Origin of the sequence: Sphingomonas phyllosphaerae (genome assembly GCF_029623345.1) — a bacterium.
GTDB classification, from domain to species: domain Bacteria; phylum Pseudomonadota; class Alphaproteobacteria; order Sphingomonadales; family Sphingomonadaceae; genus Sphingomonas; species Sphingomonas phyllosphaerae_C.
This window is the reverse complement of sequence record NZ_JAPYKH010000001.1, coordinates 25,483-39,936: the sequence shown is the minus strand read 5'-3', so window position 1 is coordinate 39,936 and position 14,454 is coordinate 25,483. Positions and strand designations below refer to the sequence as shown.

The 14,454-nt window shown below is 69.9% G+C and carries 7 protein-coding genes; 4 read left to right on the top strand and 3 right to left on the bottom strand.

Annotation, left to right across the window (positions count from 1 at the left end):
- The first annotated feature begins 1 nt into the window (after position 1).
- From QBJ89_RS00155 to QBJ89_RS00140, 4 genes are all read left to right on the top strand, one after another.
- Positions 2-2,464: a glycoside hydrolase family 3 C-terminal domain-containing protein gene (locus tag QBJ89_RS00155; protein WP_277978848.1), complete on the top strand. Its 2,463-nt coding sequence runs from the start codon at positions 2-4 to the stop codon at positions 2,462-2,464.
- A 136-nt stretch (positions 2,465-2,600) separates the two neighbouring features.
- Entirely contained in the window at positions 2,601-4,034 is a 1,434-nt protein-coding gene (locus tag QBJ89_RS00150; protein WP_277978527.1) for a glycoside hydrolase family 125 protein, read from the top strand.
- Between the two features lie 161 nt (positions 4,035-4,195).
- Positions 4,196-6,526, top strand: coding sequence for a GH92 family glycosyl hydrolase (locus QBJ89_RS00145; RefSeq protein WP_277978526.1), 2,331 nt, complete (start codon positions 4,196-4,198; stop codon positions 6,524-6,526).
- A 118-nt stretch (positions 6,527-6,644) separates the two neighbouring features.
- On the top strand, positions 6,645-8,549 hold the full coding sequence (locus QBJ89_RS00140) for an alpha-L-fucosidase (RefSeq protein ID WP_277978525.1): 1,905 nt from the start codon (positions 6,645-6,647) through the stop codon (positions 8,547-8,549).
- 196 nt (positions 8,550-8,745) lie between these two features.
- On the opposite strand, the gene QBJ89_RS00135 is transcribed toward QBJ89_RS00140, so the two are convergent.
- The 3 genes from QBJ89_RS00135 to QBJ89_RS00125 form a co-directional block, all read right to left on the bottom strand.
- Positions 8,746-10,203 (bottom strand): glucoamylase family protein, encoded by a 1,458-nt coding sequence (locus QBJ89_RS00135; RefSeq protein ID WP_277978847.1) that lies wholly within the window; start codon positions 10,201-10,203, stop codon positions 8,746-8,748.
- 64 nt (positions 10,204-10,267) lie between these two features.
- A complete protein-coding gene (locus QBJ89_RS00130) occupies positions 10,268-13,426 on the bottom strand; it encodes a TonB-dependent receptor (protein ID WP_277978524.1) in 3,159 nt (1,052 codons plus the stop codon).
- Positions 13,423-14,442, bottom strand: a complete 1,020-nt coding sequence (locus QBJ89_RS00125) for a LacI family DNA-binding transcriptional regulator (RefSeq protein ID WP_277978523.1) — start codon at positions 14,440-14,442, stop codon at positions 13,423-13,425. The genes QBJ89_RS00130 and QBJ89_RS00125 overlap by 4 nt, the downstream gene beginning before the upstream one ends.
- Positions 14,443-14,454: the final 12 nt, after the last annotated feature.

Genomic DNA, 14,454 nt, shown 5'->3' with positions numbered 1-14,454 from the left:
GATGACGATCGAGGAGAAAGCGGCGCAGCTGCAGAGCACCGCGCCGGCCGACGCCAAGGCCAAGCTGCCCGCCTATGACTGGTGGAGCGAGGGGCTGCACGGCGTGGCGCGCAACGGCTATGCCACCGTCTTCCCGCAGGCGATCGGCATGGCGGCGACCTGGGACACCGATCTCGTCCACCGGATCGGCGACGTGGTCGCGACCGAGGCGCGCGCCGGCTTCAACGCGCAGCCGGTGGACGCCGACCGCCGCATCTACCAGGGGCTGACGATCTGGTCCCCCAACATCAACATCTTCCGTGATCCGCGCTGGGGCCGCGGGCAGGAGACCTATGGCGAGGACCCGTATCTCACGGGCAAGCTGGGGGTCGCCTTCATCACCGGACTTCAGGGGCCGAACCCGCTCTATCCCAAGGTGATCGCCACCCCGAAGCATTTCGCGGTGCACAGCGGCCCCGAGGCCGGGCGCGACAGCTTCGACGTCGACCCGAGCCCGCAGGACCTGGAGGCGACCTATACCCCCGCGTTCCGGCTCGCGATCATCGAGGGCAAGGCGCGCTCGCTGATGTGCGCGTACAATTCGATCCACGGCGTGCCCGCCTGCGCCTCCTCGCCGCTGCTCAACGACCGGCTACGGCGCGACTGGGGCTTCACCGGCTTCACCGTCTCCGACTGCGACGCGGTCGCCAACGTCCACCTCTTCCACCATTATCGGCTCGACGCCGCCGAGGCGGCCGCGGTGTCGGTGCGCGGCGGTGACGATCTCAACTGCGGCAACACCTATGGCGCGCTGCCCGAGGCGGTGAAGCGCGGGCTGGTGAGCGAGCAGGAGGTCGACCGCGCGCTGATCCGCTCGCTCGAGGCGCGTCGCGCGCTCGGCATCGCGTTCGGCGCTACCAGCCCGTGGTCGAAGATCGCGGCGAGCGAGATCGGCACGCCCGCGCACCGCGCGATCGCGCTGGAGGCGGCGCGCAAGGCAATCGTGCTGCTCAAGAACGACGCCGGCCGGCTCCCGCTCGCCGCGGGCACCAAGGTGGCGGTGATCGGCGCCAACGCCGACGATCTCGGCGTGCTTCAGGGCAATTATCACGGCACCGCCGCGGCGCCGGTGACGCCGCTCCAGGGCGTGCGCGCGCGTTTCGCGGGCGCGACCTACGCGCAGGGCTCGGTGCTGGCCGAGGGCGCGCCGGTGGTGCTGCCCGAGACCGCGTTCAAGGGGCTGACGGTCGGCTATACCGCCGGCGGGCGCACCATCGCGCCCGCGCCGGCGCGGAAGATCGACCTCGACCTCAATCGCGCGCCGCCCGCTCCCGGCCTGCCGTCGGTCGGCTATGTCGCGCGCTGGACGGGGTCGCTCCAGCCGCCGGCGCCGGGGCGCTACCGGCTGGTGCTCGACCAGACGCAATGCTGGAAGAACTGCACCACGCACGACAGCGCACGGCTGGCGATCGGCGGGCGCGTGCTCCACGACGGCGCTTTGCCCAAGGGCCGCGTCGAGATCGACTATGACAGCGACGGCAGCGCGCAGCCGTTCGACCTCACGCTCGACCATCGCAGCGAGGACGATAGCTTCCGCCTGCTGTGGCTGCCGCCCGCCGACGCGCTGCTGGACGAGGCCGTTGCCGCCGCGCGCGCCGCCGACGTGGCGGTGGTGGTCGGCGGGCTCTCGCCCGATCTCGAGGGCGAGGCGCTCTCGGTGCAGGTGCCCGGCTTCGTCGGCGGCGACCGCACCGATATCGCGCTGCCCGCGCCGCAGCAGCGGTTGCTCGCCGCGCTCAAGGCGACGGGCAAGCCGATCGTGCTGGTGCTCGCCAGCGGCAGCGCGGTCGCGGTCGACCCCGCGGTGGCGGACTCGATCGTGGCGCTGTGGTATCCCGGTGAGGCCGGCGGCACCGCGCTGGCGGACGTGCTTTCGGGCGCGACCAACCCGTCGGGCCGGCTGCCGGTGACCTTCTACAAAGCGACAACCGACCTGCCCGCCTTCGTCGATTACGGCATGAAGGAGCGGACCTACCGCTATTTCACCGGCACGCCGTTGTGGGGCTTCGGCCACGGGCTGAGCTACACCCGCTTCGGCTATGACCGGGTCAGCGCGCCAGCCACGCTCGCTGCGGGCGCGCTGCTGACGCTCACCGCGCGCGTCACCAACCAGGGGCGGCGCGCCGGCGAGGAGGTGGTGCAGGCCTATGTCGTGCCGCCCGCCATCAAAGGAGGTAGCTTCACCGCGCCCGTGCTCCATCGCCAGCTCGCCGGCTTCCAGCGGATCGCGCTCGGGCCGGGCAAAAGCGGCACCGTGCGACTCACGATCGACCCGCGCTTCCTCAGCGTGGTCGAGCGCGACGGTCGCCGCCATGTGCCGCCGGGCGCCTATCGCGTCTGGGTCGGCGGCGGTCAGCCGGGCGACGCGGTAGGAAGCTGGGTCGACGTGTCTCTAACGGGCGAGGACAAAGACCTGCCGAAGTGACAGCGCCTCGACTTAATCACCTCGTCACCCCGGACTCGCTCCGGGGCCGACGTCGCAGCGCACCCCGCAATCGCGGCGTGCGCGGCACGGCGGATCCGGACCACGTCCGGGATGACGGCCTAGGAGAAGACATAGCATGACGATCGACCGCCGCACTTTCGTGGGCGCCGCCGCGGCACTGGCCGCCGCCCCCACGACCGCGCGTGCCGCCACCCCAGCGACCTTCGCCAGCAAGCGCCCGCCGCTCGGCGAGCGCCGCTTCACCAGTCGCGCGGTGGAGCAGGAGATGCAGCGCGTCTCGACCAAGATCGGCGACCCCAAGCTGCGCTGGATGTTTGGCAACTGCTACCCCAACACGCTCGACACCACGGTGCGGCTGGGCACGGTCGACGGCCGCGCCGACACGTTCGTGATTACCGGCGACATCGACGCGATGTGGCTGCGCGACAGCTCGGCGCAGGTGGCCCCCTACGTCCACCTCGCCAAGGCCGACCCGCGGCTGGCCGAGCTGTTCCGTGGGCTGATCGCGCGCCAGGCGCGCTGCATCCTGATCGACCCCTACGCCAATGCCTTCCTGGAGGACCCGACCGCCAAGACGCAGCTGGAATGGTCGCTCAAGGACGTCACCGAGCTCAAGCTGGGTGTGGCCGAGCGCAAGTGGGAGATCGACTCGCTCTGCTATCCGATGCGGCTGGCGCTGCAATATTGGCAGGCGACGGGCGACGCGCGGCCGTTCGACGCGACCTGGGCGGAGGGCGCGCGCGCCAGCATCCGCACCTTCCGCGAGCAACAGCGCAAGGACGGGCCGGGGCCGTACCGCTTCCTGCGCGTATCCGACCGCAACACCGAGACGCTGCCGTCGCGCGGCTACGGCAACCCGATGAAGCCGGTCGGGCTGATCGTGTCGGGCTTCCGCCCCTCCGACGACGCGTGCCAATATCCTTTTCTCATTCCGTCGAACCTGTTCGCGGTGAGCGCGCTGCGCGGCCTTGCGACGGTGGCGAACGAGGCCCAGCGTGACGCCGCGCTGGCGCAGGAGGCGACCGCGCTGGCCGACGAGGTCGACGCCGCGCTGCGCGCCTATGGCACGATGAAGCTGCGCGATGGCCGAGAGGTGTGGGCCTATGAGGTCGACGGCTACGGCAACGCCTATTTCATGGACGACGCCAACGTGCCGTCGCTCTCGGGGCTGTCCTATCTGGGCTGTGTCGCACCCGACGATCCGCTGTGGCGCCGCACTGAGGCGGCGGCGTGGAGCGACGTGAACCCCTATTTCTTCCGCGGTCGCGCCGGCGAGGGGATCGGCGGGCCGCACGCGGGGCTGCGGCAGATCTGGCCGATGTCGCTGATCGTCCGCGCGCTGTCGAGCAGCGACCCGACGGTGATCCGCGCCTGCCTCAAGACGATCCGCGACACCGACGCGGGCACCGGCTTCATCCACGAGAGCTTTGATCAGGACGATCCGAATACGTGGACGCGCCACTGGTTTGCCTGGGCCAACGGGCTGTTCGGCGAGCTGATCGTGCGGCTGGCGACGAGCCAGCCCGCGCTGCTTCGCGAGGCGCTGTGATGGGGCGGGAGGGGATCGATACGCTCGCCTCCGGTACATGTGCCGTGGCGAAGGCCCGGGCCCAGTCGGGGGACGCTGCGCAAGAGTCACCACGGCCTGCTCAACCGGGCCCCGGCCTTCGCCGGGGCTCGCGTGAGGAGCGCGGCGCCGACCCGCTCCCCTTGACCCCACTCCAGCTCAGCCGCCGCACGCTGCTCGCCACCGCCGCCAGCGGCGCGCTCGTCGCACCGCTCCCCCTCGCCGCCGCGGCGCGCTCGCAGCGCACCGCCCCCAACCTCTTCGTCGGCACGGGCGGCGACGGCCACACCTATCCGGGGGCGACGCTGCCGTTCGGCATGGTGCAGCTCTCGCCCGACACCGACGTCGAGCGCTGGGACACCTGCTCGGGCTATCACCACGGCGACGGCTCGATCATGGGGTTCAGCCACACGCACCTCTCGGGCACCGGCATCGGCGACATGCTCGACGTACTGCTGGTGCCCACGCGCGGCCCGGTGAAGCTCACCCCCGGCCCGCTCGCCGACCCGGACGCGGGCTACCGTCAGCGCTACACCGACGAGAAAGCCGAGCCCGGCTATTATCGCGTCAAGCTGGAGAGCGGCGTACTCGCCGAGCTCACCGTCACGGAGCGCACCGGCTGGCACCGCTATACCTTCCCGAAGGGCGCGGCGCACGTGCTGGTCGACCTGTCGCACCTCGTGCTCGACAAGAGCGACGCCAAGCCGCTGATCGACGAGGCATCGCTCGCGATCGACGCCGACGGTACCGTGACCGGCAGCCGCCGCGTCCATCGCTGGGCCAAGGGACGTCGCATCCACTTCGCGCTCCAGCTCTCGCGCCGGCCGGACCGCGTCACCTTCTACGGCGACGACGACAGGGAGCAGTCCACCGGCGCGAGCGGCGTGCAGGGCAAGCGCGTCAAGGCGGTGCTCCACTTCGACGAGGCCGGAGGCGCGCCGCTGCTGGCGCGCTGCGGCATCTCCGCGGTCGATGTCGCGGGCGCGCGCGCCAACCTCGCCGCCGAGGCGCGCGGCTGGGACTTCGACGCGGTTCGCCGCGCCGCCGCGCGCCGCTGGGCCGAGCAGCTCGGCGCGATCACGGTCGAGGGCGGCAGTGTCGACCAGCGCGTCATCATGGCCTCGGCTTTGTACCATGCGATGCTCGCGCCAACGCTCTTCTCCGACGTCGACGGGCGCTATATCGGGCTCGACCGGCAGCCGCAGCGCGTCCCCGCGGGCGAGCGCGCCTTCTCGACCTACTCGCTGTGGGACACGTATCGCGCGCTCCACCCGCTGCTGACGCTCGTCGCGCCCGAGCAGGCCGGCGCGCTGGTGCGCGACCTCGTCCGCCAGACGCAGCAGAGCCCTTACGGCCCGCTCGTCTGGCCGCTTCAGGGGGTCGAGACGGGGACGATGATCGGCTGGCACGGCGTCTCGGTGCTCGCCGAGGCGCAGGCCAAGGGGATCCCGGCCGATTATGCCGCTGCCTGGCCGGCGATCCGCAGGCGCTCGTTCGATTTCACCGCGCCCGATCTCGACAACAGCAAGGGCCGCGACCTGTACGATGCCAAGGGCTATGTTCCCGCCGACGCCTGGTTCGAGAGCGTCAGCCGCACGCAGGAATATGCCTATGACGACTGGGCCGCGTCGCACCTCGCACGCGCCGCGGGCCAGAGCGCCGACGCCGAGCGGCTGGCCAAGCGCTCGAGCAATTGGCGCAACGTCATCGATCCCCGCATCGGCTTCGCGCGGCCGCGCTTCGCGGACGGCAGCTGGTGGAAGGATTATGACCCGATCCAGCTCGGCCATATGCCCGAGCCGTGGTGGCGCGACTACACCGAGGCGAACGGCTGGCAGGCGACCTTCCTCAACCAGCACGACGTCTATGGCCTGATCCGCCACATCGGCGGCGACCGGGCGTTCGAGGCCAAGCTGGACGCGCTGTTCAGCGCGCCCTCGACGCTGCCCGCCAACGCGCCGCCCGACATCGCCGGGCTAATCGGGCAATATGCGCACGGCAACGAGCCCGACCAGCACGCGCCCTATCTCTACGCCTATGTCGGCGCGCCGTGGAAGACGCAGGCGATGGTACGGCGGCTGTGCGTCGAGATGTACCAGAACGCCCCGAAAGGCGTGATCGGCAACGACGATTGCGGGCAGATGAGCGCTTGGTTCGTGTTCTCGGCGCTGGGCTTCTACCCGGTCGATCCGGTCGAGGCGGCCTATGTCTTGGGCTCACCTCTGTTCGAGCGCGCGACGCTCCGGGTCGGAGACGGCAAGCGGCTGGTGATCGAGGCTCCCGGCAACCGCGCCGACACGCCCTATGTCGCCGCGGTGACGTGGAACGGGCAACCGTGGAGCAAGAGCTGGATCAGCCACGCCGAGCTGGTGAAGGGCGGCACGCTGCGCTTCACGATGAGCGCGACGCCGGTGCCCGGCTTCGGTCGCGCGATGGCGGATCGGCCGCCGTCGTTCGGCCGGGTGCCCTCATGACCCGGTGCCCCGGCGCAGGCCGGGGCCCCGTCGGGGGACGTCGCTGCATCTTCCCCACCGCCCCGATACCGCGCCCCGGCCTTCGCCGGGGCACAAGCTCTTCACGATGGAGCCGTCGATGACCGACCTCACCCGCCGCGCGCTGCTCGCCGCCGGTGCCGCCACCGCCGCGCTCCCCGCCGCCGCGCAGCGCACCGGCGCGCCCAAGCCCTGGGGCGCCACGCCATCCAAACGGCAGCTCGCCTGGCATGCGCGCGAGCAGTACGCCTTCGTCCATTTTTCGATCAACACCTTCACCGATCGCGAATGGGGCTATGGCGACGAGAGCCCGACGCTCTTCGACCCCACCGATTTCTCGGCCGATCAGATCGTCGCCGCGGCCAAGGCGGGCGGCATGCGCGGCATCATTCTCACCGCCAAACACCATGACGGCTTCTGCCTCTGGCCAACCCGGCTGACCGAGCATTGCATCCGCAACAGCCCGTACAAGCAGGGCAAGGGCGACATCGTCCGCGAGATGGAGCAGGCGACGCGCCGCGCCGGGCTCGCCTTCGGCCTCTATCTCTCGCCATGGGACCGCAACCATCCCGAATACGGGCGCCCCGGCTATGTCGACTATTTCCGCAAGCAGGTGGTCGAGCTCTGCACCGGCTACGGCGAGCTTTTCGAGTTCTGGTTCGACGGTGCCAACGGCGGCGACGGCTATTACGGCGGCGCACGCGAGGCACGGAAGATCGACGCGCCCCGCTATTACAATTGGCCCTCGATCGTGGCGCTGGTCCACCAGCACCAGCCGATGGCGTGTACCTTCGACCCGCTCGGCGCCGACGTGCGCTGGGTCGGCAACGAGGACGGCGTCGCGGGTGACCCGTGCTGGCCGACCATGCCCAACCACCCGTATGTGCAGAGCGAGGGCAATTCGGGCGTGCGCGGCGCGCCTTTGTGGTGGCCCGCCGAGACCGACGTCTCGATCCGCCCCGGCTGGTTCTACCACGCCGACGAGGACGCCAAGGTCAAGGACCCGACGCGGCTGCTGCGGCTGTACGACGAGTCGGTCGGGCGCGGCACCAATCTCAACCTCAACCTGCCGCCCGACCGCCGCGGCCGGCTCCACGACCATGACGTCGCGGTGCTCAAGAGCTTCGGCGACGCGCAGGCGGCGACCTATGCGACCGATCTCGCACGCGGCGCGGTCGCACACGCCAGCGCCGAGCGCGGCCCCGCGTTCGCCGCGGCGCGCGTGCTCGATGGGCGGCGCGACACCTATTGGTCGACGCCCGACGCGATCACGACTCCGTCGTTGACGCTCGACCTGCCGCCAGGCCGCGCGTTCGACGTGATCCGGCTGCGCGAGCATCTCCCGCTCGGCGTGCGGGTCACGCGCTTTGCGGTCGAGCTTGAGGAAGGCGGCGCGTGGCGCACGGTCGCGGAGCACGAATGTATCGGCGCGCAGCGGATTATCCGCCTGCCGCGACCGAGCGCGGCGCGGCGGCTGCGGCTGCGTGTGATCGAGGCGCCCGCCTGCCCCGCGATCAGCGAGATCGCGCTGTTTCGCCAGGTAGCTCCGGCCACGGTGGCGCCCGTGCGCTCGTCCGACCCCACCGTGCTCGCCAAGGAGAAATGGCGCATCGTCGGCGCGAGCGGCGCCGGCGCCGAGGCGCTGATCGACGGCGACGCGGCGACGCGGTGGACCGTCCCCGCGCCGACCGCCGTCGCGCCGGCGAGCGTGACGATCGACCTCAACGCATTGGTAACGCTGACCGGCTTCAGCCTGACACCCTCGCGCACGGTGGCGAAGGATACCGCGCCGCCGCGCGGCTATCGCTGCGAGACCAGCGCGGACGGCACGACCTGGCAGTCCGCCGCCAGCGGCGAGTTCGCCAACATCGCCTATGCGCTGTCGACGCAGCGCGTGGCGTTCACGCCGCGCCGCGCACGCTATCTGCGCGTGGTGTTCGACGCGGTGGCGCTGCCGACCTCGCAGCTCACGGTAGCGGAGATCGGGGCGTTCGGGGGAGCGTAACGGCAGCGCCGTGCCGGCGAGGAGAGCGTCTTCGCCGGCCCGCTCCTCCCGTCATGCCGGGCTTGACCCGGCCTCCATGGTGTCGCGGACGCCACGGACGTCGTGCGCACGGACCAATGGAGACGGCTCGAAGCCGGGATGACGGTACCGGAGGGGGCACCAAGCCCAGCTAGGCTGACGCGCCCCCTCCCCGCGTTTAACTCCCCATCCAGCCACCCTTGAAGCCGGCGCGCTCCAGCCCGGCGCGGATGTACGGGTTGCGCTGCATCGTTTTCCAGATCAGCCCGCTGCGCCAGTTCTCGATCATGCAGGCGATCGGCCCCTGGTCGATGCCGAGATAGTCGCTCGCGACCCAGCCGATGCCGGGCACCACCTTGCCGTGCTTGAGCGGCACGTTCGGCAGCGTCAGCGTCGGGTTGAAGCTGTCGAAGAAGCCGTACTGGCCGTAGATCGCGGTGCCATAGCGCTGATACATCTCGCGCGCCGCCGGCAGCACGATCTCGGGGGCGAAGGCGATCGAGCCGAGTGCCGCGGTCGGCGCGATCGTGCCGTCGTCGCGGTCGCCCGGTCCGCGTGCCGAATAGGAGAAGAATTCGCGGTTGCGCCCGTCAATCTGGCGGACGAAATCGCCAGGACCATCGCACGCGGTAAGGCCCCAGACATTCTCGTCATAGCCGCGCCAGCCCGGCGGGTTATTGATGCAATAACGCCGCTGCGCATAGGTCGCGCGCCGGCTGTTCTCGAAATAATCGAGCCCGCGGCGGATTGAATAGGCATCGCGAACTCCGCGGAAATCGAGCCACACCTGGCTGTACTGGTGGCCGAACAGCGGCGGGAAGGCGGTGAAGGGATTGTCGTATTTCTCGTCCCACGAAGGGTCGAAGCGATCGGTCCACTCGGTCCAGGTGGTCGGCGGCAGCGCGTGCGTCGGGGAGCCGAGCGCGAGGACGTAGAGGATCAGGCTCTCATTGTAGATGTTCCAGTCCGAGCCAATGAAGCCGCTCTCGGGATGCCAGCCCATCGCCACGAACGGTGCGCGCGGCGTGATCCAGTCCCATTCAACCGCGCGGTAGATCTGGTCGGCGAGGTCGCGAATCTGCTTCTCGCGCGCATCGGTGGGGTCGTCGAACCAAGTCTGCGCGAACAGCACGCCGCCGAGCAAGAGAGCGGTGTCGATCGTCGACAGCTCGCACCGTGCGAAACGATGGCCCTTGGTGGTGCCGAGGAAATGGTAGAAGAAGCCCTTGTAGCCGCTGGTGTCGTCGCCCGGCCCCTGCGGCGCCTCGGCGAAGAAGCGCAGGGTGGTGAGCGTCCGCTCCGCCGCCGCCGGGCGCGTGATCCAGCCGCGCGTCGCCGCGATCGGGTAGGTGGTCAGCGCGAAGCCGACCGCCGCGATCGAGGCGAAGCTCGGGGTCGGCCAGCGATCGGGGGCGAGCCCCATTACCTGGTCGGTGGTGTTCCAGAAGAAGCTGACGGTGCGCTTCTGGATGTCGTCCATCAGCGGGTCGCTCGCCGACGCGGGAGTGGTGCCCAGCTCGGGCAGCACGCCGGGAAAAGCGAGCCGCGGGACGCGCGGTGCCGGGGCGGTACATCCCCCGGCGAGGGCCGCGCCGCCCAGCGCGGCGGCGCGCAGCATGTCACGTCGGTCGAGGATCATGCACCTCCTGTGAGTGGGACGCGGCGGACGACGCTGCATCGGCCGTCCGCCGCTACGTGGGTCAGAAGCTGAACCCGGCCGAGAGCTTCACCGTGCGCGGCGGGTTGCCGCCGATGCTGTAGGTCGAGCGCTCGCGATAGATGCTCGGTGACGCATCGGTACGCGTCGTGTCGGTCGGGTCGTTGTTATAGTCGACGAAGTTGCGATCGTTCATCGCGTTGATGATGTCGACCCGCAGACGCACGCGGGTCTGGTCGCTCAGGAACCCCAGCGGGACGTATTTGGTGAAGGCGAGGTCGAGCTGGCGCCGGCCCCAGCGATCGCCCAGCCCGAACACCTCGGAGCCGACGATCCGGCGCTCATACGGCGTCGCCGTGTCGAGCAGCGCGCGTTGGAACAGCGGCGACTCGATCTGGAACTTGGCCGACAGCGTCACGCCGATCGGCGTGTCGGCGCTGCCGGCGATCACGAAGCGGTGGCGCGGCACCACGCCGGAACGCAGCATCGGGTAGTCCGAGGCGCTTGGGAAATCGAGCAGGAAGTAGGCCGCCTGGTCGTTGTTGGGCCGGTTGTCGGTCGCGGCGGTGAAGGTGTAGGTCGCGTCGAGGCTCCACGGCGACGCCGCCGAATAGGCCTTGGTCAGCTTGACATAGGCCGAGTCCGCCTTGGTTTCGAGCCCGTTGTCACCGATGATGATCGCGCCGTAGCCAGAGGGTGCGAACGACACATCCGGGCCCTGCGGCGCCCCGGTCGACGACGACGGCGCGAAGAAGGAACCGTCGGGGCGGCGGGTGCCGAGCAGGTAGACGAAGCCGTCCTTGCTGACGATCCGCGTATAGCCCAGCTCGAGCTCGACCGGGTTGAAGCGGCCGCGGACACCGAGGCTGAACTGATCGGAGTACGGGATCTTTAGGTCGTTCTTGATGAAGCGGAACTCGCGCCCGCCCGGCACACCGTTGCCCGCCAGCTGCTGACGCCCCGCGTCGGTAAGATAGGCCTCGTTCCACGGGATGCAGGTCGCGCTCGGCGTGCACGGGTTGACCGTGTCGGCGCCCTGGAAGAGGAACTGGCGCCGCTGGAAGCGACCGTTCGACAGCTCCTGCTGGAGGAAGTCGAATTGGTTGCGGTCGTAGGACCGGCCATAGCCGCCAAACACGGTGAAGCGGCCCTGTTCGTCGAGCCGGTAGGTGAAGCCGACGCGCGGCTGCCACGCGCCCTTGAACGCCTTCCGGTTGTTCCCAGTCGAGATGTAATCGTTGATGTTATAGTCGGCGTTGACGAGGTTCGGGTAATTGGCGGGCGATACAGCCGCGAGATCCTCCGCCGAGGTGACGTAGTTGAGGAACGCCGGCGTGCGCTCATAGTCCCAGCGAACGCCGAGGTTGAGCGTCAGCCGATCGGTGACGTCCCAGTCGTCCTGGATGTAGGCGCCGAACTGGAAGTTGTTCGAACGGATGCGCGGATCACCCAGCGAGCCGTTCGCGCCGAACTCGAGACTGTACGGGGTCGTGTTGTTGAAGTCGCCGCCGGTCGGCAGTGTCGTATCGTACGAATAGAGCGGGTTGATCAGATTCTGCTCGAGCGAGTTGAGCTTCACCCATTTCGCCTTGGCGCCGACCTTGATCGTATGGCCCTCGAAACCGGTCCAGGTGAAATCGTCCTGCACCGTCCAGCCGGTCTGGCCCTTGTCCTGCAGGCTCAGCCCGGCGCCGTCGCGGAACAGATTGTACGTGCTCACCCCCGTCGGCGTGCGCGAGGTGGCGCGGAACTGCTGGCTGATGCCATTGGTGGCGGGCTGCGGCGACCAGCTGACGTCTTCATAGGAGACGCGGAAGTCGTTGACCCACTTCTCCTCACTGTGCTGCCACCGGCCCATCGCGCGGATCTCCTCGACCTTGGTCAGGGTCGCGGTGGAGAAAGCGGCGATGCCGTTGCTGATCTGATAGCCCGACTCGTTGCGATACTTGCCGGTGAGCTCGAACAGATCCTTGTCGGTCGGCGTCAGGTCGATCTTGCCGAAGTACAGGTCCTGTTTGAAGGTCGAGTTGAACGAGCCGAACAGATCCTGGTACTGCGCCGGCAGGCTGCTCACCGCGATACCGTTGCCGGGCAGGATGTCGATCGGGATTTCGCGGCGCTTGCCTTCGTAGCTGACGAAGAAGTGCGCCACGTCCTTGATGATCGGACCGCCCAGCGCGACGCCATATTGCTTGTCGGTCGAGGCGACCTTGTCGATCTTCTCGGGGAAGATCTCGGTCGGGCGGCGGTCGCGCAGGTTCTGGTTGGTATAGTCGAAGAAGCCGTCGCCGTGGAACTCGTTGGTGCCCGACTTGGTGCCCGCGACGATCGCCACCGACCCGACCTGGTCGAACTCGGCCTTATAGTTGGACGACAGCACCTGATACTCGCCGATGGCGAGCTGCGGGAACGGGTTGCCCGGCGAGCTGTCCTGCCCGGTGAGGCCGCCGCGCAGCACGTAATCCTTCTGGCTGACGCCGTCGATGAAGACGTTGACCGAGTTGCTGCCCTGCGCGCCGCCCTGGATGCGCGAGCTGCCGTCGGCGCTCTCGATGAAGCGCACGCCCGGCGCGAGATCGGCGAAGGCGAGGAAGTTGCGGCTGTTCTGCGGCAGCTGCTCGATCAGTCGCTGGGTTACGTTGATGCCGACCTGGCCGCCCGAGAGCGAGCGCAGCCGGCTGCCGGTGACGATGATGTCGCCCGGCTCGCCCTGTGGCGTCGCTCCGCCCTGCTCCTCGGTGGCGGCGTCGCCCGTCGCTCCCTGCTGCGGTGCGGTGCCGTTCGCGTCTCCTCCGGAAGCCGGCGCCGGCGCGGTCGAGGCGGGGGTGGAGAGATCGAGGTCGAGCCCGGCGTTCTGCCCGACGCGCAAGGTGAACTGGTCCGAGTTGCGCACGCCTGCCTTGGTGCGGATCTCAAGCCGATAGGCGCCGGCGCGCAGCGAGGCGAAATTGTAGCTGCCGTCCGGCCCGACGGCGGTGGAGCGGCGATAATTGGTCGCGACCTCGACGATCGTCACCTCGGCGACGGGATTGTCGGGGGTCGAGCGGATGACACCGCGCAACGACGCCTGCCCCACCTGCGCCGCCGCCGGTGCGCTCCACGTGGTGGCGAGGGTTGCGCCGAGCGCGCCGACGGCGCCGAGCGCGGTGGCGCGAACCCATGCTGCGCGCAGCATACTGCGCCGGTTCGATCCCATGATCATGACTGTGTCTCCCTGTCCGTTTCTGTTGTCGTGTCGCGCACCACCAGACGCGGGACGATCGCCTCCGCATCGGCCGGGCCGACCTCAACCAACCCCTCAGCCGGCGCGACGATCCGCCGCGCCAGCAGCTGCACCGCGCGCGCGCCCAGCGCCGCGATATCGACCCGCATCGTCGTCAGCGCCGGCGTCACCAGCCGCGCGAGCGGGATGTCGTCGAAGCCGGCGACGCGCACCTGCCCCGGCACCGCGATCCCGTGCCCCTTCAGCGCGACCAGTGCGCCGATCGCCATTGCGTCGTTGGCGGCGAACAGCGCATCGGCCTGGATCGTGCCGCGGGCCACCTGTGCTCCCGCGGCCGCGCCGCTTGCCTCGCTGAAGTCGCCCTGGATCACCGTCAACGCGACGCCGGCGCGGTCGGCCGCCGCGATCGCGCCCGCACGACGCTCCTCGGCGTCGACGTTGCCGGCGGGTCCGGCGACATGCGCGATCGCGCGCGCGCCCGCGGCGACGAGATGGTTCACCATCGCCGCCGCGCCTGCCGCATTGTCGACCCGCAGCGCCGCGCCGGCGAGCCCGGGCACGCAGTTGAGGAACACCGCGGGCAACCCCACGGGCAGCTGCGCGCGCAACTCCGCCGCGCCGAGCTGCGGCGCCATCACCACCAGCCCGTCGACCTGCCCGCGCAGCGCCGCCAGCGTGTTGAGCCCGCGCCCGTCCTGCAAGACCGTGAGCAGCAGCGCGAGCCGCCGCGCCGCCACCTCGCGATCCATGCCGCGCAGCAGCTCGGAGTAGAATTCGCCGTGGAGATCGGGCAGCACGACGCCGATCGCCGAAGTGCGCGCCAGGCTGAGGCTGCGCGCACCGGCGTGCGGCACATAGCCGAGCCGCGCCGCCACCTCCTGCACGCGCGCGCGCAGCTCCGGCCGGACCCGCTCGTGCCCGTTCAGAGCGCGCGACACCGAGGCGACCGATACTTGCGCCTCGCGGGCGACGTCACGGATCGTAGCGTTCGGCATGCGCCGCCTGGA

What these genes read in the sequence shown, in the direction of transcription:
- QBJ89_RS00140 (WP_277978525.1), top strand. Translation starts at nt 6,645, where the DNA reads ATGACCGACCTCACCCGCCGCGCGCTGCTCGCCGCCGGTGCCGCCACC.
- QBJ89_RS00125 (WP_277978523.1), bottom strand. Translation starts at nt 14,442, where the DNA reads ATGCCGAACGCTACGATCCGTGACGTCGCCCGCGAGGCGCAAGTATCG.
- QBJ89_RS00155 (WP_277978848.1), top strand. Translation starts at nt 2, where the DNA reads ATGACGATCGAGGAGAAAGCGGCGCAGCTGCAGAGCACCGCGCCGGCC.
- QBJ89_RS00150 (WP_277978527.1), top strand. Translation starts at nt 2,601, where the DNA reads ATGACGATCGACCGCCGCACTTTCGTGGGCGCCGCCGCGGCACTGGCC.
- QBJ89_RS00130 (WP_277978524.1), bottom strand. Translation starts at nt 13,426, where the DNA reads ATGATCATGGGATCGAACCGGCGCAGTATGCTGCGCGCAGCATGGGTT.